The sequence below is a fragment of the Vibrio hepatarius genome (assembly GCF_001274785.1).
Lineage (GTDB): Bacteria > Pseudomonadota > Gammaproteobacteria > Enterobacterales > Vibrionaceae > Vibrio > Vibrio hepatarius.
The window spans coordinates 71,165-89,623 of the sequence record NZ_LHPI01000016.1 but is presented as its reverse complement, the minus strand read 5'-3'; the positions used below and the strand labels follow the sequence as shown (position 1 = coordinate 89,623).

The 18,459-nt window shown below is 38.3% G+C and carries 16 protein-coding genes; 7 read left to right on the top strand and 9 right to left on the bottom strand.

The annotated features are described in order from the left end of the window. The 6 genes from AKJ31_RS15515 to AKJ31_RS15490 form a co-directional block, all read right to left on the bottom strand. Entirely contained in the window at positions 1-1,149 is a 1,149-nt protein-coding gene (locus AKJ31_RS15515) for a LegC family aminotransferase (protein WP_053410017.1), read from the bottom strand. 12 nt (positions 1,150-1,161) lie between these two features. Further along, the gene (locus AKJ31_RS15510) at positions 1,162-2,352 is read right to left on the bottom strand and encodes a UDP-N-acetylglucosamine 4,6-dehydratase (protein WP_053410016.1); all 1,191 of its coding nucleotides are present in this window, start codon (positions 2,350-2,352) and stop codon (positions 1,162-1,164) included. Between the two features lie 93 nt (positions 2,353-2,445). Continuing rightward, positions 2,446-3,306 (bottom strand): methyltransferase domain-containing protein, encoded by an 861-nt coding sequence (locus AKJ31_RS15505; RefSeq protein ID WP_053410015.1) that lies wholly within the window; start codon positions 3,304-3,306, stop codon positions 2,446-2,448. Further along, the gene (locus AKJ31_RS15500; protein ID WP_053410014.1) at positions 3,303-4,145 is read right to left on the bottom strand and encodes a glycosyltransferase family 2 protein; all 843 of its coding nucleotides are present in this window, start codon (positions 4,143-4,145) and stop codon (positions 3,303-3,305) included. Before AKJ31_RS15500 ends, AKJ31_RS15505 begins: the two co-directional genes overlap by 4 nt. A 3-nt stretch (positions 4,146-4,148) precedes the next feature. Further along, positions 4,149-4,718, bottom strand: a complete 570-nt coding sequence (locus tag AKJ31_RS15495; RefSeq protein WP_053410013.1) for a hypothetical protein — start codon at positions 4,716-4,718, stop codon at positions 4,149-4,151. Beyond that, entirely contained in the window at positions 4,708-6,105 is a 1,398-nt protein-coding gene (locus AKJ31_RS15490) for an oligosaccharide flippase family protein (protein WP_072161370.1), read from the bottom strand. The genes AKJ31_RS15495 and AKJ31_RS15490 overlap by 11 nt, the downstream gene beginning before the upstream one ends. Before the next feature lie 298 nt (positions 6,106-6,403). Here AKJ31_RS15490 and rfaD point away from each other — a divergent pair, with 298 nt between their 5' ends. Genes rfaD through AKJ31_RS15460 form a run of 6 tightly spaced genes read left to right on the top strand, consistent with a single transcriptional unit; the run spans position 6,404 to position 12,810 of the window. Further along, positions 6,404-7,345 carry an ADP-glyceromanno-heptose 6-epimerase gene (rfaD, locus tag AKJ31_RS15485; RefSeq protein WP_053410011.1) on the top strand — a complete coding sequence of 314 codons (942 nt, stop codon included), beginning with the start codon at positions 6,404-6,406 and terminating at the stop codon, positions 7,343-7,345. Positions 7,346-7,370: 25 nt separating this feature from the next. Further along, positions 7,371-8,336 carry a lauroyl-Kdo(2)-lipid IV(A) myristoyltransferase gene (gene lpxM, locus AKJ31_RS15480; RefSeq protein ID WP_053410010.1) on the top strand — a complete coding sequence of 322 codons (966 nt, stop codon included), beginning with the start codon at positions 7,371-7,373 and terminating at the stop codon, positions 8,334-8,336. A 20-nt stretch (positions 8,337-8,356) separates the two neighbouring features. Further along, positions 8,357-9,385, top strand: coding sequence for a lipopolysaccharide heptosyltransferase II (gene waaF, locus AKJ31_RS15475; protein WP_072161367.1), 1,029 nt, complete (start codon positions 8,357-8,359; stop codon positions 9,383-9,385). Between the two features lie 5 nt (positions 9,386-9,390). Further along, complete coding sequence (waaA, locus tag AKJ31_RS15470; RefSeq protein ID WP_053410009.1) at positions 9,391-10,650, top strand: lipid IV(A) 3-deoxy-D-manno-octulosonic acid transferase; 1,260 nt, start codon at positions 9,391-9,393, stop codon at positions 10,648-10,650. After that, on the top strand, positions 10,643-11,545 hold the full coding sequence (locus tag AKJ31_RS15465; protein ID WP_053410008.1) for a hypothetical protein: 903 nt from the start codon (positions 10,643-10,645) through the stop codon (positions 11,543-11,545). The genes waaA and AKJ31_RS15465 overlap by 8 nt, the downstream gene beginning before the upstream one ends. A 2-nt stretch (positions 11,546-11,547) precedes the next feature. Continuing rightward, a complete protein-coding gene (locus AKJ31_RS15460; protein ID WP_053410007.1) occupies positions 11,548-12,810 on the top strand; it encodes an O-antigen ligase family protein in 1,263 nt (420 codons plus the stop codon). A 4-nt stretch (positions 12,811-12,814) separates the two neighbouring features. Here the strand turns inward: AKJ31_RS15460 and AKJ31_RS15455 are convergent, their stop codons facing one another. Together AKJ31_RS15455 and AKJ31_RS15450 are read right to left on the bottom strand one after the other, a co-directional pair. After that, positions 12,815-13,399: a YrbL family protein gene (locus tag AKJ31_RS15455; protein WP_053410006.1), complete on the bottom strand. Its 585-nt coding sequence runs from the start codon at positions 13,397-13,399 to the stop codon at positions 12,815-12,817. Beyond that, positions 13,386-14,513: a glycosyltransferase family 4 protein gene (locus AKJ31_RS15450; RefSeq protein ID WP_053410005.1), complete on the bottom strand. Its 1,128-nt coding sequence runs from the start codon at positions 14,511-14,513 to the stop codon at positions 13,386-13,388. Before AKJ31_RS15450 ends, AKJ31_RS15455 begins: the two co-directional genes overlap by 14 nt. Before the next feature lie 119 nt (positions 14,514-14,632). Here AKJ31_RS15450 and AKJ31_RS15445 point away from each other — a divergent pair, with 119 nt between their 5' ends. Further along, positions 14,633-16,540, top strand: a complete 1,908-nt coding sequence (locus AKJ31_RS15445) for an acyltransferase family protein (RefSeq protein ID WP_053410004.1) — start codon at positions 14,633-14,635, stop codon at positions 16,538-16,540. A gap of 42 nt (positions 16,541-16,582) precedes the next feature. Here AKJ31_RS15445 and AKJ31_RS15440 read toward each other — a convergent pair whose 3' ends face one another. Beyond that, positions 16,583-18,418: a DUF3413 domain-containing protein gene (locus AKJ31_RS15440; protein WP_053410003.1), complete on the bottom strand. Its 1,836-nt coding sequence runs from the start codon at positions 18,416-18,418 to the stop codon at positions 16,583-16,585. Positions 18,419-18,459 lie beyond the last annotated feature (41 nt).

Here is an 18,459-nt window from a genome sequence, read left to right as displayed (position 1 = left end):
TTACTTTATCTCGACGGGTGTACTTGGAAGATTAATTAAGTGCGCTTCAATAAATTCAGAGTAACTAAGATCACCACGTATTGTATTCTCAAACATAGGCAACCTATGCATAAGTTGCCAAATCGGCCGGGTCATAACACCTGAACTATTTGTACCTACAAGAATCTCTTCTCGACTTTCTTTATCAGGGCAAATGACCGCATTTAACCAGTAGTTAGACTGTGCATATTCTGGCTCAGTGACAAACTTGAAGTCTGTACCGTTAAAGAAATCAGCGTAGCGCTCTGCAAGTCGTCTCTTTTGCTTCAGATACTGTTCGATGACTTCCATCTGAGCGCACCCTAAAGCCGCATTTAGGTTAGGCATACGGTAGTTGAAGCCAGGCTCATCATGAAAGAACTCATAAGGATGAGCAACTTTAGCTGTCGTTGTAACATGCTTAGTATGCATCCCTAACTCTTGAGTTTTACATAAAACCATACCACCACCACCAGTGGTAATAATTTTATTACCATTGAAACTAACGGCACCGAAATCACCCACAGTACCAGTGTGCTTACCCTTGTAAAATGAACCTAGACTCTCTGCTGCGTCTTCAACTAACGCAATGTTCCATTTTAAGCAAACGGCAACCAGTTCATCAAGTTCTACAGGGTGACCAAATGTATGCATTGGTACAACCGCTTTGATTCTTCTGCCTGTTTGTTTATGGAGACAACCAGCATCTGTGACTTCAGCACTCTCTTCTAAGAAGGCATCCACAGCCTTAGGACAAAGCCCTAAATTCATTGGAGACACATCCAAAAATATAGGATCAGCACCCATATGATAAAGGGCATTACAAGTAGCAACAAAAGTCAGAGCTTGCGTTATGACAAAATCGCCTTTTTGAACATCAGCCATGTACAATGCTGCATGTAATGCAGCCGTGCCGTTAACTGTCGCTACCGCTTTTGCAGTACCAGTATAAGCCTCGATTTTTCGCTCAAAGTCATCAACAAACTTCCCAACGCTAGAAACAAATGTACTTTCGATCGTTTCCATTACATACGCTTTTTCATTGCCTTCAAACGTTGGTGCGTGCAAGGGAATAAAGTCGTCAGTTTTGTAAGTATCTCTCACAAACTCAACAATAGATGTCGCTTTCATTGAATGCTCCACTTACATCTTGCTATCGAGGTATTTACCCGTTTCTTTGTGTCCAAAATCAGGGATCATGGTAAAGAACAATTTGACAATTTGTTCTTTAGTCCAAGCTCGCGCGTGTTTCATCTCAGAAATTTGGTTTTCAAACAAAGTAAGAAGCTCTTGTTCATAAAGAGGGTCATTTTTAATAATGCCTAGATTTTCAAATCGAGACATATCCAACTCTTCTTTGTCTGTAAAAAACTCTTCGAAGTCTTTTTCACCCGTCGTATCACTGGCTGTAAACAAACATGGCCACTTACCTTGATCTGGAAGCGTGTGCGCAAGTTGGCGGGCTTCGTCTTCTGTTTCACATAAGTGAGGTTCATAACCAAGCTGTTCTAGGTATTTCACTGCAATATCTGCAAACGAAATAAGGTGCAAAGCTTCACTCAGTTTTGGGAAGAATATGTCGCGATTTTCTCCAAAGATACAAGACATTAAACATAGCTCACCCGATTCTTGAGGTGTAACAAAGTAACGTTTAATATCACATGGTGCAACGATAGGCTGCCGTTTTTGAATACGTTGATTAAATCCATGAAGCAGTGAGCCATCAGAAAACGCGACATTAGCAAAGCGCGCTGTCGAGATCACTATTTGCTCACTTTTACGCATCAAGAACATCTCCATAATACGCTTTGATGCCCCCATCATGTTGACTGGGTTTGCAGCTTTATCTGTAGAAACGCAGAAGTATTTTTTAGCACCAGAATCAATAGACTGCTGAATGGTTTTATCTGTATTAAACACATTTACATCAATCATTCGCATTAATGTATAAGGGTCTTTTTCACTCCTAACATGTTTGAGTGCTGATAAGTTCAAAACGTAGTCAAACTTACCATCAGCTTTAATGAACGCATCGTACTCCAGAGAACCAATGTCCAAAGCGAATGTCTGGAAATCGCCATCGATGTAACCAAACGAGCTGCGGATATCTCGAACCAACTCAACCATGTTGTTTTCACTAATATCGACCACGTGCAACTTTTTAGGATTGCGCTTAAAAATTTCTTTGGTCACAGCTTGACCTATTGAACCTGCACCTCCTAGAACTAAAAAGCATGAGGAAGAAATAACCTCCCTAAGTTCTGCTTCATATTTATTCACATCATTAAAGAAAATCTCTTCATCACGCCCAATCAAGGAAATAACCGAGTTCATATTAACCCTCTTGTATATTAAAAATCACAACACATCACAACATATAATACATCGACTATTCAGAACGGTATAACTTTTCAATGCCTTCAAGTTCTACTTGTTACGGCTCAATGTAAAATTAATCTTATCATCCGGAACAACAAATAAATCTAAAAGCTTTATAACTACCTTTCTAATAACTTTAAAAAAAAGAGAATTATTATGTAGATTAACACTTATACTATTGCAAAATGAAGACCACAAACTTAAGTTACTACCAGTATAAACAACGTTAGTCAATTTAAACTCTCTAAATAAGTAGTTCAAACCAGTTCTAGTATATAAAACCCTATGCCTAGGCGTGTCTAAATGAATCCAATTCCTTCCAAAGAGCTTAAAACTAACAGACTCTACATTTGGTATATCAAATATTATTAATGATTTACTATTAGTGTGACATTCTAAAAATTCAACCATAGTTTCAGGATCATCTAAATGTTCCAAAAGCTGAGAAGAAACCACAACATCAAATGTTTTTTCTATTGATAAATCTTTAATTTCCGATTCAAAAAAATTAATATCTTGGTAATCTGATAAATTATTTATCGCTGGAGATATAGTTACATCTGTACCGTACAGCCTTGCATTTGGAAACTTCTTTTTTAGTTGATAAAGAAGTACACCAGACCCACAACCAACGTCAATAATGTCAAACTTATCATCTTCTGAATATACAGCTAAAATTTTTTCTATAAATATACTAAGAGAATTAGGTAAATTTGAAACATCTATTTTATGAGGCTTATAATCTTTATAATACTCACTTACGCTTAAATTTGGATCATCTATGGAAAATGAACCACATCTTTTGCATTTATACCAATCAAACTTCTCATTTGAAATTGAAAAGTTAATATCCTTACAATTTCCATACTCAATAGAAAGATCACCTTTACATAATTTGCATTTTTTCATCTTTTGAACCATTTTAAGAAAATACTAAAGTCTTTAAAAAAAGAAAACGTATTAAATATAAGTTCCTTGTCCGTATTCAAGCTATTTTTTAATGTAACAATGATTTTTGTAACACACCTAAATTTTAAACTAAATAGCACTTTTATCAATTGTGAAAAGCTATAATCGTGCACATGAGAACTAACAAACTGATAATGATCTTTAAAATGCTTCCATTTTAGACCTTTGTATCTATCTAAAGACGGCTCTCGATACACTTTAACATCATTATTAACAAAAATAGGAAGTTTAGTTTTAGAGATTAATTCATAATAAAAGTCTATTTCTGGAGCATACTCATACAACGACGATTTGTAAAAACCATTAGCATTTATAAATATAGTTTGAGATGGAGGTGGTACTTCTTTTAATGTTCTTAATCTCTTTAGAAAAGTAGAGCTATAAATATAGCCATCTAATTTGAAAGTAAAGCTATCTGTTGCCATAACATATAGAGAAAGATTTTCATATATATCAATTGCATTTCTAAATTCATCAAGACAATTAGGTGGCAAGTAATCATCACCTTCTAATAACATTAAATATTTACCGCTAGCAATAGAAAGGCCATCATTCCAGTCATCGGTACTATTCATTGGTTTATTTATAATTAATAATTTTACTTTATCGCCAAACTTACTTTTAATCTCATCTAACACATGAAGTGTATCAATATCTCCATCTCTCAAAGTAATAATAACTTCAACATTATTTACACATTGCTTAAAAATAGATGATACAGCACGAACTAGAGTTTCGCTTCGACTATTTGCAGGAATAATAATACTTAGAATTATCATTATTTAAACATTACCTTTTATGTATTCTGACATTTCACTTAACGAACTAAATACGATTACACCTTCATGAGAAACATTTTCTTCCGATAGAAGTAGCGAATTGATAGAGTTCTTTGAAAAGTACTTTGCAAACTTAACTTCATCATCTATATGGAACAAAACATTAGAGTATACACTATCAAGATTTTTAATACTCTGAGATTTATGTATTATTCTACTAAAGTAGAAACCTTTACTATCCAGCCATTTTTCGATATTTTTTTTCATATTAGGATAATCTATTGATTCAATGGGCCTAGACGTAGACACAATCACTTCAAAATTATTTTCATACAACCAATTATTGAGTTCTAACATTACAACATTTATATCTAGACTGTATTTATAATCACTCATCCTATATTGAAATTTTAGTATCTCGTACTCATTTATTCCTAATTCCTCTTTTGCTTCAACTGTAGATAAAAATAAGGAACCTCTTTGCATTTCAATATACTTTAGCCAACATTTTGGATAATCTACAAGAATACCATCGATATCAAAACTAATAACTCTCTTAAAGTCATTTTCCATAAAAAAACACACCTATTCTTTTAAAGCCAATAATAAAAAACGTATTCACACCTAACAAAATAACCAAAACTAACTTTACAAAAACCTCAACATACATTGACAAGTCAATATATTCATAGAAGAAAAATACAATTGCATTATACAATAAAAACCTTATTATAAAACTCCGCCAAGGGAGTAAAATATAAAATCCATTCTTGCTTTTAAAATACTGTATTACTAACAGTACTAATTTAGAAAATAGATTAGATAATACAGCTCCCCAAAGCCCAATAACAGGTATTAGAATAAGGTTAAGGATCACACTTGCAAAGGCACTATATAAACACGCTATTAAATTATCTTTAGTTCTTTTATCTTTCAAGAGAAATAACACTGTCGTCAACGACATAATAGAAGAAACAAGAAAAGAGTTTAGTAATAAAATTGATATTATTTCAATTTTTAAATATTCATTACTAAAGAATACATCAATCATATCTCCTATAAATAGCCCCATAAATAAAAACACAAAAAGCAATGTGTGAACAATCATTTCCATATTGTTTTTTAATTCATGAATATCATGTTCATTTTTAGAGTTAATAACTTTATAAAAATAAGGAATAAAGACTAAAGAAGCAGCACTTGTAAGCATAGTAAATGCAGATGATATTCTATATGCCATTGAGTAAATACCTACGCTTTCACTGCCTAAATAATGAGCTATGAATGCACGATCTAAAAAGTTTACAATCCATGTCACTAATATCATAGGTAAAAAAACAATTGAGTACTTTATACACTTTACAAATACTTCTTTATCAAATCTAGTTCTATTTTTTAAAACAAAAAAAACCGACAATGGAAAAGAAATAACAACAGACATTAACATAGAATAAAAATAGCCATTTATTCCAGATTTCATATATATCAAAAAATAAAAAATAAAAAATAGCATAATAATTGTTCTTGAGATTACTATACCAACATATGCATTTACCTGAGAACGAATTTGATACGATGATAATAAAACGTTTAACAATGAACTAAAATATGAATAGAGGACTATGTAGACAAATTTAATCGCATCATCATATTCAAAATACATCATCATTATAAATATAATTAAAAGACCCAGCCCTCCACCAATAATTGCAACTGACTTTATTAGAGTATCTAAGAGAGTTTTTCTTCCCTCTTCTGAATCAGATTCAAAGTAATAGGCCTGAATAGATCTATCTAAACTAAATAAAATTACAATAGATAGAAAAAAAACACCCATTTCTACAGTTGCTATTTGACCATACTCATCTAAAGAGAGATACTTCCCATATACTGGTAGCAGAAGAAAACCACAAAGTTGCGGAAACATATTCCCTATCGAATATTTTATTGTAGAATTCATTACCCTAGCCAATTAAAAATGCACATTACATTCAACTTTTATTTTTATACACTGCCAGATCAAAAAACATACCATTAAAACCTCAACCTTTCATTCAGCATAAAAACAAAAACCTTTTAAAATAACCACTTACATACACATTTTCAATTATAATTCATGCTCATGAGAATTGATAGAGATACCCCACGCTCCTATCGCAGTTAAGCTACTCTGTTAAATAACATTAGTATCATATCGCATCCAACTTTTCTTGCTGATACAATCTGTTAATCACTATACATTGCATACAGAGGCACATATGATCATCGTAACCGGCGGTGCTGGCATGATTGGCAGCAACATCATCAAAGCACTCAATGAGCAGGGTATTAACGATATCTTAGTCGTCGATAACCTTAAAAATGGTAAGAAATTTCAGAACTTAGTTGATCTCGATATCGCTGATTACATGGATCGTGATGATTTCCTTGTGCAAATCATGTCTGGTGAAAACTTAGGTCCGATTGACGCCATTTTTCATGAAGGTGCTTGTTCTGCTACCACTGAGTGGGATGGCAAGTACATGATGCTCAATAACTATGAGTATTCAAAAGAACTACTTCACTACTGTTTAGACCGAGAAATTCCATTCCTTTACGCCTCCTCAGCGGCCACTTACGGTGAAACTGATACCTTCATTGAAGAAAAACAATATGAAGGCGCATTGAACGTTTATGGTTACTCAAAACAGCAGTTTGACAACTATGTGCGCCGAGTATGGGAAGACGCTGAGAAACACGGTGAAACCTTATCTCAAGTCACGGGCTTTCGATACTTTAACGTTTACGGCCCTCGTGAACAGCACAAAGGTTCAATGGCTTCAGTCGCATTCCACCTTAACAACCAAATGAACGCGGGTGAGAATCCAAAACTTTTTGAAGGCAGCGAGCACTTCAAACGCGATTTCGTTTATGTGGGTGATGTCGCTGCAGTCAACTTATGGTTTCTGCAAAATGGTGTCTCAGGTATTTTTAACCTTGGTACAGGCAATGCAGAGTCATTCAATGAAGTCGCTACCGCTGTGATTAACTATCATGGTAAAGGCTCTGTTGAGACAATTCCGTTCCCAGAACACCTCAAAGGGGCATACCAAGAGTTCACCCAAGCGGACCTAACTAAGCTGCGAGCGGCTGGGTGTGATCACAAATTTAAATCTGTTGCCGAAGGCGTGGCAGAATACATGAAGATAATTAATCGATAAGGTGTGACACACACCGTTGCGCTTTATGACAGATAAACGAAACGATTTTGATCCCAAAGCTTATAACCCTACTTTCGAGTGGGGTTTTCTTGCACCAAAATACTGGGGAACCTGGATTGGGGTTTTACTCTCTGTTCCTCTATCACTGCTACCGCTAGGTTTTCACAAGTGGTTGTCTCATCAGGTCGCACGCAAACTAGCGAAAAAGAAACGTGGTGCTACTCACAATATCAGAGTCAACCTGTCTCTATGCTTTCCCAAACTGAATGAACAACAGCGCGAGGAGTTGGTATATAAAACTCTCTATACTGCTGGTGTGTTTATGCTTCGATTCGGGTTGCTCTCATTGCGCTCACCTCAGTGGTTGCAACGACAATGCCACTTCAAAAATGAGCATTATTTAAAGCAATCTAAAGACAAAGGCGAAAATGTCATTCTTCTCGTACCTCATTCATGGGCGATAGACATTCCAGCAGTACTTCTAGCATCTCAAGGGCTACCTGTATCTGCAATGGCGAAAAAGCAGAAAAACCCTGTGACAGACTGGCTGATGCATCGCCAACGAGTTCAGTATGGAGGGCGAGTCTATGAGCGTTCTGGTGGTATCAAACCTTTTATCAAGTCCATTAAAGACGGTTACCTAGGCTATTACCTACCAGACCAAGACCATGGTGCAGAGCTAAGTGAGTTTGTCGACTTTTTTGCCACAACCAAGGCTACGCTGCCAGGACTAACCAAGTTAGCCAAATTATCAAAGGCAAAGGTCATTCCAACATTTGCGTCAATTGACCCTGATAATGGTCACTACACCATTGAGTTCATGCCACCACTCGAGTTACAAGAGACTGAGATTGCAGATGCTAGGGCAATGAATGAGGCCATTGAGCATTTTGTTGGAGCACAACCTCAACAATATATGTGGATACTAAGACTTCTGCGTACACAAGAAGATGGGAGCAACCCATACAGAAAGCTTCGCAATAACGCATAAAATGAATTAAGAGAAGCAATGTGAAAAAAATACTGATAGTAGGCCCATCTTGGGTCGGTGATATGGTGATGTCACAGTCACTTTACACAACTCTAAAGCAACAAGACGCTGACGCTATCATTGATGTCATAGCTCCGGCTTGGTGTAAACCTATTCTAGAGCGGATGCCGGAAGTTAACCAAGCTATAGAAATACCATTTGGGCACGGCGAGTTTAACTTCCTTGGGCGCAGGCAGTTTGGTAAAGAACTCCGCAAAGGAGAATATACCCATGCATTTGTATTACCAAACTCTGCCAAGTCAGCTCTTATCCCATTTTTTGCCCAAGTTCCGGTCAGAACTGGTTGGAAAGGGGAAATGCGATACGGTTTACTAAACGACTTGCGACCAAACAAGAATGACTTTCAATATATGGTCGAACGTTACGTAGCACTTGCACACCCTAAAAGTGAAATGCAGAATTCAGCCTCGCTTGGCGGATTATCTACGTTGCCAAAGCCTCGTCTAACTATTGATGAAAACACTCGATGCTCAACACTCACTAAGTTTGGACTAAATCGAACAACACCAGTTTTAGGTCTCTGTCCTGGTGCTGAATTCGGACCAGCTAAACAATGGCCAACTGAACACTATGCTGCAGTCGCGTCTGAGATGATTGAGCGTGGTCATCAAGTTTGGTTGTTTGGTTCGGCTAAAGATGAAGAAACGACGAATACAATTCAGAATCTACTATCAGAATCACAGAAAGCACTTTGCCACAACCTAGCAGGTAAAACGTCTCTAATCGAGGCAGTTGACTTGCTATCGGCATGTAACAGCGTGGTGAGCAATGACTCAGGTTTAATGCATGTAGCGGCTGCAGTCGGCTGTCATGTAGTCGGCGTCTATGGTTCAACATCACCAGAATACACGCCGCCTTTGGCTGAAAAAGTAGACATAGTGAATACAGATATTGAATGTCGTCCGTGCTTTAAACGAGAATGCCCACTCGGACATTTGAAATGTCTAAAAGACTTATCGCCTGATAACGTCGTTGATAAATTGAAGTAACTGTCGTGATTACTAGAATCGCCTACACATTTATATTGATACTATTAGCGCCATTTTTCCTCTATGGTTTGTATAAGCCACGAGCGAATAAACCTTCTTTTGGTTCCCGTTGGAAAGAACATTTTGGTATTACTCCGAAACTAAACAATAGTAAACCACCTATTTGGATACACGCCGTCTCTGTAGGTGAAAGTATCGCAGCGACACTACTAATTAAATCGATCAAGCAGCAGTTTCCAGATCTCCCCATTGTAGTTACAACGACCACATCGACAGGGGCCGAACAAATTGCGAAGCTGGGTGATCTTGTCGAACACAGATATATGCCGCTAGATTTTGGCTTCGCAATCAAACGATTTATCGCAACAGTTAGACCAACTCAGTTACTCATTATTGAAACGGAGCTTTGGCCCAATACGCTTCACTGTGTAAACAAAGCCAGTGTGCCAATAAAGATCATTAATGCCCGTCTATCAGAAAAGTCTTGTAGAAATTACGCGAAAGTTCTTCCACTATTCCGTCATATCTCTAGCAACATCACTCAGATTTTATGTCAAAGTGAAAAAGACGCAGGTAGGTTTGCGCAGCTAGGAGTACCCGAAGATAAATTATTCGTTACTGGCTCGATTAAATTTGATATCAGTATATCTGATATGGACAAAGACAATGCTAAAGAGCTTCGTGAGAAACTGGGTTCCCAAAGACCTATATGGATAGCGGCAAGCACACATAAAGGAGAAGATGAGATTGTCTTATCTGCTCATAAAACGTTACTTAAATCGCAACCAAACGCACTGTTAATACTGGTGCCAAGACACCCTGAAAGATTCGAACAAGTATATACACTGTGTCAGAGCGAAGGATTTCTAACCAAAAGACGTACAAACAACCCTTGTTGCTCTGAGTTGTATGAATCGCAAGTCTATCTAGGCGATACTATGGGTGAGATGCTAACACTGATTGGTGCGGCCGATGTATGCTTTATGGGAGGAAGTTTATTAGGCGATAAGGTCGGAGGTCACAATGTTCTCGAACCTTTAGCATTAAATGTCCCAACTATTACAGGAAACAGTTATTATAACTTTCAAGAAATTGTCGATGATCTGCATGAACAAAAAGCGATAACGGTTATACATTCACCTTCAGATCTATGCAATGCGGTAGCGACACTACTAAAGACAAAGAAGACCGAAGTACCTTTGCTAGCTCGATCTCCGGGACCAATCGCTAAAACCATCAACCAGGTTTTCAAGAACTATGATTAAAAGCATCAGAAAAGCACTGAGAAAAAAAAATGAAAGCTTTCGTCAAATGCGTAAAGTGGAGCAAACTATTGCAACCACAACTAGGTCGCAGTATCTCCAAAATCTAGCACTTCATAACACTTCTTCTTTAGTTAACAATAATGTACAACGTGAACACGAACTGATCGTTAGTCTAACGACCTATTCAAAACGTATCCATGATGTCCACCTTGTTATTGAATCCTTATCTGAACAAACCGTTAAAGCAAATAGAATCATTCTTTGGCTAGATGAGGATGAGTTTTCTCAATCAACTATTCCAGGAATACTTAAACTTCAGCAAGACCGAGGATTGGAAGTACGATTCTGTCCTAACTACCGATCCTACAAAAAGCTTGTCCCGACATTACAGCTCGCGCCCAATGCAGACATCATCACTGTTGATGATGATTTGCTATACCCGTACGACATGATCGAGATGCTCGTCAAAGAGAAGTTAGATTATCCTCAATGCATTATTGGTACTAGGGCTCATGAAATGTTAGTTAATGATAAGTCCTTACTACCATACAAAAGTTGGCCTAAAGAATGCTCTTACCTGAACAATGGAAGCAAGACATTTCTTACAACTGGCGCTGGTACACTATTCCCAGCAGGCGTTTTCCCTAAAGAGGCATTAGAACCAAAAGAGTTTTTAAACCTCTGCCCTAATGCTGATGACATATGGTTTAACCTTGTCGCACTAAAGCACGGAATAGGTAGGTGGAAGCTTTCTGATGATAGAAAGTTTGTATCTCGATTTTTACATTTAGAGTCCAATCAAGATATTGGACTCAACAAACAAAACGTTAATAACAGTCAAAACGATATCCAAGCAAAGAAAGTTATTGAGCACTTTAATATTGAGTTTTCCTAATAATGCTACGCAATTTAAAACAACAAACAAAATGTCTATTTACTTCAAAAAAATACAGTCTAGCAATATTTATTGTATGCATACTTTATACAATATCAGCATTGCCTCGATTAGAGATCAGTGATTTATTCAAAAATATAATTATATTTGGCTCATTACCAGCTCTGTTTTACAACTTTTCAAGTTATAACAAGAGTATTTTTTGGTTAGCTTTAACATCAATACTATTACAAGTAATCAGTTGGGCTCATGCATTAGTTTATGTACCTGAATTTGCGAAAAGCTCCCCTGATTTAAAACCACTTTCATCATTGTTTCTTTTCGTTCTTATAGCTATTTGGATTGACGGAAGCAATTTGAGAAGAATAACTCTTTTCTCGAGTTTTATCTTGAGCTTCGTTAGTACTGCTTTCTATGATATTTATACAAACAATAGCTTGTCTCTAGCACTTTCAGGACACAGAATTGACTATGGTATGCATAATGCTCAGTTTACCTCAATGTTATCTGTTGTAGTATGTATATTAACCGTATACGTACTCGCAAAACTGCCAGGTGAAAGAAAGGGAGTAAAACTTTCACTATACGCTTTAGGTAGCTCTGTTATTGCTTTCGCACTGTTTTCATTATACGCAAGTCAAAGCCGACAGGTATGGCTCGCCGTGATAGTTCTCTTGAGTCTAGTACCTATCGTTGTGGTAGGTACAAAACACATAAGAAAACTTACAATAGCATACACGTTACTTGCATTTGTCCTATTCAGTGTTTTCCAGTTAGAATCTGTAAGACAACGAGTACTCAATGAGTCAACTGTCATTTCAACTTTGATCCAAGGCGATTTAGACAACATACCTATGACCAGCGTAGGTATACGTGTGAACTCATGGCTAGAAGCAAGTAAATGGATTGCAGAAAGGCCTATTTTAGGTTCGGACTTCAACGCAATTTCTTATGTAACAAGAACCGCTGAAAAGTTTCAAACTGAAAAACTTCAAGGCTTTGGTCATTTACACAATTATTACCTTGAAGTGTGGGTAGCCTTTGGTATTGTAGGACTAATATTCTTAGCTGTTTTTTATCGAGAGATAACAGTCAACGTTGTAAATCACCATGGAAAAGAAGAACGCTATTTATTGTATAGCTTTCTTATTTTCTGGTTCATTATTAGCATGTTTGAATCATATAACCATAAGTTTCTTGGACTATATGTACATACCATCATTCTTGCTGGCTTGTATTCACTAAAGGTCAGGAAGAGTAATTAATTACTTACTTAGACGTCACTCGTTCTATACAAGGAGTAAGGAATTTGTCTATAAACTTACTCCACTTCCTTTCAATTTTTCTATTTCCAACGAATTTCACGTAATTTGCCAACGGGATAGCATCAGCGGTTCCAAAACCGTCTATAAGAACAACCTTTATTCCATGGTTTAGTCTCGTCACTAACAAATTACTCATCAGAAGATCACACGGAATAATATTATTCTCAATTAAGTTATCTTTGAGCTCTTTCAAAGCTAATTTTAGTTGTGTAATATCCTCTGAGGTATGATTCTCTTCTACATAATGCCTAATGTTAAGTGCTCTTGAACCGTCAAAATTTGAAACAAGCTCTACCTCCATCCCAATGCTATCTTGTGTTTCAATAACATTATAAAACTCAGGAATATGAGAAAAACTCACTCCCTTAGCCTTGAGGTAATTCAGGTACTTAATTTCTCGTTTAGTTTGCTTAGCTTGGCTCTTTTTACTTATTTTAATACAACGACTCGGATTATCTGGATGTTTATAGCACACCCTTTCCGTACCTTGGCCAATAATTTCCCATTGACTAAAATCACTTACTTGCATTCACGCCACTTTTTAAATTATAAACCGAAAGAATTTTCTGGTAGTTTTTTTCCATTACAGCGTTGACATCCAGGTCTAACGCAAGGTCACGACATTGTTTTCTTAACTCGACCTCACCCACTCTTGCAGCCCAATACGTCATGGCCGAAGCAAGCTCGCTAGGTTTAACATCAGAGCCAACAACTGTTGCGACATGTTCTTTTAGTACTTCTTTCGCCCCACAATTTTCTGTCGTAATCACAGGAATACCACATGATAGTGCTTCAATTGCGGTAAAACCAAAAGGTTCATAGTGTGTCGGCAGTATGTAGCAATCTGCCATAGAAAAATAATGTTCGGGTTTGGTTTGAGTGCCTAAGAAATAACAGCTATCACTGATGCCTAAGGAGCGAGCATACTCTTTATATTCTTCTTCATGATTTTCTCGCCCAACAATGAGAAGAGTTGCTGGAAAGTCCAGCATAGAAAATGCAGTCAGCGCTTCTTTGAGTCCTTTTCGTTTATAGCCTGAACCCAAAAACAAAAAGATAGGTTTTGCCGTATCAATGCCAAGGCTTTGCACTAACTCAGCAGCAACGTTTTTGTGCTTTTCTCGCGAGAATCGACGCGTGTCAACAAAGTTGTGTATTACCGAAATTTTATCATCAGGCACACCGTAAGCTTCTTGTATTTCAGTAGCACTCTTATATGAGTTGGCGACAACATGTTTATAAGCGCCTTGCGCCATTGCTTTACGCTCAATCGCAATAGCAACTTTGTCTTTAAACGTTAGTTTGCCTTTTTTCATCGAATCGACAAAGTGGATATGCGTCCCTCCTCCGATTCTCAGCATGTCGTGAGACCATGTCTTACCTAAACCATAGACAAAATCGTATTGGTGCTTACTCAGATGCTTCTCCACATCCTTGGCAAACTTCCAGATACGGTGCGCTTTACCCAAACTAAAACCATCTAGTTTTACAAATTTAATATTAGGTTGAGTAGGCGCAACATGAGTTCGGCAAATGATGGTGACATCTTCCCCTTTCTCAGCTAAATAGCGAGATAATTGATTGAGAAACAACTCTGTCCCACCAGTTTCCGCATGCCTCATGTGAACAAGTGCAATTTTCATTTATAATGTACGCCTTACCAATAACTCATGAGCAGTAGTCTACTCCTAGATAGGGTCCAATATACCTTAGAAATGTAACTGAAACAAAAAGCCCATCTAAGTAGTTTCAAGTTCAAAACATGCAGTTTAGAAAAGATATCAATGCACTAAGAGCATTAGCCGTACTCTTAGTAGTCATTTACCATTTTAATTCCTCTTGGGTTCCAGGGGGTTATATTGGCGTCGATGTATTCTTCGTCATCTCTGGTTTTTTGATGACCAAGATAATCCTCGACAAGAATGAGATAACTCTTTCATCTTTAATCACTTTTTATGTAGCACGACTAAACCGTATAGTCCCTGCACTCGCATGTCTTTGTATTGCATTGTTAACCGTAGGGTGGTTCTATTTCGCTGGAGAAGAGTACGAGACTCTAGCAAAGCATGCTAGATACAGTTTGACGTTCTTATCAAACCAAGTCTATTTGGATGAAGCCGGATACTTTGCAGCGACCTCTAGAGAAAAGTGGTTGTTACATACATGGTCACTTTCTATTGAATGGCAGTTTTATTTACTTTACCCACTCTTTATTGGAATCGTACTAAAACTGTTTTCAAGATCTCGTCTTGCATTCACAATCAATACACTACTACTAACCAGTTTATGTTACTGCGGATACCTGTCATTTATTGGTGATACAAGCGGCTATTTTATGTTGTCGGCTCGCGCTTGGGAAATGCTTATCGGATCATGGGCGGTTATCTATAAACCGAAAAAGCACTGCTCTGCATATGTAGGTTGGCTGTTAGTTTTGGGTGCTGCATTTGTTATAAACAAGGATTACTTATGGCCAAGTTTGATAACGTTGTTCCCTACACTCGGCACACTCATTGTTCTATGGGCAAACCAGAACAGTCGAGTGAACGACTCTTATATTGTTCAAAAGATAGGTTTATATTCATATTCTATCTACTTATGGCACTGGCCTGTCGTCGTGCTTTTCTACAAACTGAACCTACACTCACCATTATGGTTGTTTGTTGGAATTGCCCTGAGCGTATTGATAGGTGGACTCAGTTACCATACCGTAGAACAAATCCAATTCACTAAGAACATACACTCCGCTAAACGCCTGTTTATTAAATGTAAGCCTTTGTGGGTAATTCTAATTTTGGTCGGTACAACCAAGTTCATCGCTGAACAAGAAGGCTTTCCAGCAAGGAGTACTTTAGATCCTGAACTTGTAGCCCTATATGAAAAATTAGACAAAAGCACTCAAATGAGCCCTTACCGCACTAAATGTCATATCAGTAGATATACCGGACAACAACCAGGTGATGCCTGTACTTTTTCTTCTATGGAACCTGAATGGGCTGTTATTGGTGACAGCCACGCTTCAGAACTAGCGTTCTCATTAGCTAACCAGTTAAACAAGATAGATAAAGACTTAACCCAATTTACGATGACCAATTGCCCTCCATCGTACAAGCAAGCAGAAAACTTTAGCCACTGTGCGCGCTGGACAAACGATGTTGTGGATTTTGTGGCATCCTCGAATCAGATACAAAAAGTCGTCATTGCATACCGATACTCTGATCATTTGTTTGGTAGAAATGAAGATTCTTACCCAGAACTACCCAATGACTACTCAGATGATAGAAGAGAACTGGTGCTACAATCACTAAAACTAACAGTTGATACTCTTCTCGAGCAAGGAAAAGAAGTGTACTTACTCATGCCAGTTCCAGAAATGGGAGTCAGTATAAAAACACTTGTTGACCAAGCGTACTTACAGAAGAAAGACTTGACGAACATTCCGTCTGTCTCAGGGTCGTACTACGAAAAGCGAAATCAGTTGTTTTATTCATTTATGTCTAAATCAACTTTTAAGCCGGGATTGCACCCCATTGAAATAAGAGACTTTTTCTGTGATGAGAATCAGTGCTACGCCGTAAGAGATAAAGTGCCACTCTACTTTGATGATGACCATCCAGGCTTACTAATAACTAGCGAAATAGCCGCTAAAATCCTTAATCACGCAAGTTAAATAAAAGCCCCTCTAACAAGGTTAGAGGGGCTTTTATTCCAATTACTTCCTAAATCGACTGATCTTCCCTAGCGCTTCTTGGACGTATTGGTAATTCATTGTGGCGTCTTTCTTAGGGCGATAAGTACTATCGTAGATCTCAGATTGACCAGCTCCGTTTACTTCAATAATCGTATCGTCATACATGATGCCGTATGCACTATAGCTTGACGTCATCATCCAATCACGCTCTACCTTATCGCCAAACAAATCAACACCTGTAGAATAATCTGGAATCTCACTGCTAACACCCAGATAGTTCTTCATTAATGTCGGGACGACATCTTCGTGTGAAGTGGTGTAAGAAGCGTTTTGAGTAAGTGCCTGCTTGTCGATACCAGCACCTAACATCACAAAAGGGACTTGGGTCTGAGCACGAGTAAAGTTACCGTTGTGACCCCAGAAGTTTTGTTTGTTGTCGTTCATTTCTTGGCTATGGTCGCCAGTAATGATCACTACAGTGTTCTCAAGATCACCTGCTTCTTTCAACTTATCCAAAACACGTTTTACTTGAGTATCAACATAACGCACCGACGTTTTGTAGCGATTAAAAAACTTCTCTTGGTCGCTATTGTTATCCAGCTCCAAATAATCCACACGAGGAATCATCGGTTCGTATTTGTGCGCAAAATCATCCGGGAAATCATAACCATGCGGAGCATCGTAGAACAAGAACGAGAACGTTGGCAGTTTTTTATCACGGTTGTCATACCATTCCGCCCAATCATCGGTGAGGCGCTTATCACGAGCCGATGGTGAGTTACCTTCAGAAGTGACGCGAATATTTGGTACGTTCGCGAACACAGTCTGATCAAACTCTGGACTGGTCAGTTTCGCGGCAGAGAATAGTCCTAACTGGTAATCCAACTGCTGCAATCTATCAACAAACACTGGGGAACGATGGTTGGCTAGAAAGCCATGCCAATAAGTACCAGGCATACCGTAAAACAGGCCAAAGATGCCCGTGCGCGTTGCATTACCCGTTGCGATGTGGTCTTGGAAGATGACGCCCTCTTGCGCGTACTGCCACATATAAGGTGTATTGTCGGCATTTAAGGTATCTGCACGCCAAGAGTCCACTGTTATCAGCATAATATTAGTCGGCTGATTAACCTCTTTGAACTCCAGCGGGTTAAGTGGGTAATTTAGGTCGCTTTTCGGCTTAATACTCATCGCCTTTTGTTGTGCGATGGCTTCTTTATCCAACCAGCCCTGTTTTTCCATAAACCCATTGGCTGTTGCTGGGTAGAACAGCGGTAAATATCGCTTCACCATAGTCACAGGCTGATAGGCGTGGGCTGCAGCCCAGATATGAATGACATTCGTCACCAGTAACGCGGCAAAAGTCAGTAACGCGAATTTACGCCCTAACTTCAAAGTGCGAATAGGAGCGCCGGCTTCCAACCAGCGAATCAACCACCACTGTCCAGCCAGCAAAGCCACCACGGCCCCGATTACTGTCAACCAAGTAACAAGAGGGAAGCTCACTACCTGACCCGACAGCACCAACTCCATCACCACCGCATTGATATGAAAACGGTATTGAGCGTAAACAATCGTATCAATAAATAGGACTGCCAAGCCGATGGAAGCTATAAGAGCTTGAGCGACATTCCTCGCGCCTTTAGGCAGTAGCAACGCAGGGATACTTAATCCACCGATCACAACAGCAAGAAGTGTCATCTGCCCGAGTGTTCCAGCTAGGATGAACGTGACACCCAATAAGTCAGACGGAAATTCCGGCAAAAATGCAAAATATCGGCTAGCTATCGCGATCGCGATGAGTGCGTTGACCAGAATAAACCAGCCATGCGCATGTAGTTTTTGTTTAAAAGGCATTTCAATTCCTAAGAGGTAGCAAGACTTCACTGCAAGTAACA

What these genes read in the sequence shown, in the direction of transcription:
- AKJ31_RS15460 (WP_053410007.1), top strand. Translation starts at nt 11,548, where the DNA reads ATGCTACGCAATTTAAAACAACAAACAAAATGTCTATTTACTTCAAAA.
- AKJ31_RS15440 (WP_053410003.1), bottom strand. Translation starts at nt 18,418, where the DNA reads ATGCCTTTTAAACAAAAACTACATGCGCATGGCTGGTTTATTCTGGTC.
- AKJ31_RS15505 (WP_053410015.1), bottom strand. Translation starts at nt 3,306, where the DNA reads ATGAAAAAATGCAAATTATGTAAAGGTGATCTTTCTATTGAGTATGGA.
- AKJ31_RS15490 (WP_072161370.1), bottom strand. Translation starts at nt 6,105, where the DNA reads ATGAATTCTACAATAAAATATTCGATAGGGAATATGTTTCCGCAACTT.
- AKJ31_RS15510 (WP_053410016.1), bottom strand. Translation starts at nt 2,352, where the DNA reads ATGAACTCGGTTATTTCCTTGATTGGGCGTGATGAAGAGATTTTCTTT.
- AKJ31_RS15515 (WP_053410017.1), bottom strand. Translation starts at nt 1,149, where the DNA reads ATGAAAGCGACATCTATTGTTGAGTTTGTGAGAGATACTTACAAAACT.
- rfaD (WP_053410011.1), top strand. Translation starts at nt 6,404, where the DNA reads ATGATCATCGTAACCGGCGGTGCTGGCATGATTGGCAGCAACATCATC.
- AKJ31_RS15450 (WP_053410005.1), bottom strand. Translation starts at nt 14,513, where the DNA reads ATGAAAATTGCACTTGTTCACATGAGGCATGCGGAAACTGGTGGGACA.
- AKJ31_RS15465 (WP_053410008.1), top strand. Translation starts at nt 10,643, where the DNA reads ATGATTAAAAGCATCAGAAAAGCACTGAGAAAAAAAAATGAAAGCTTT.
- AKJ31_RS15455 (WP_053410006.1), bottom strand. Translation starts at nt 13,399, where the DNA reads ATGCAAGTAAGTGATTTTAGTCAATGGGAAATTATTGGCCAAGGTACG.
- AKJ31_RS15500 (WP_053410014.1), bottom strand. Translation starts at nt 4,145, where the DNA reads ATGATAATTCTAAGTATTATTATTCCTGCAAATAGTCGAAGCGAAACT.
- AKJ31_RS15445 (WP_053410004.1), top strand. Translation starts at nt 14,633, where the DNA reads ATGCAGTTTAGAAAAGATATCAATGCACTAAGAGCATTAGCCGTACTC.
- lpxM (WP_053410010.1), top strand. Translation starts at nt 7,371, where the DNA reads ATGACAGATAAACGAAACGATTTTGATCCCAAAGCTTATAACCCTACT.
- AKJ31_RS15495 (WP_053410013.1), bottom strand. Translation starts at nt 4,718, where the DNA reads ATGGAAAATGACTTTAAGAGAGTTATTAGTTTTGATATCGATGGTATT.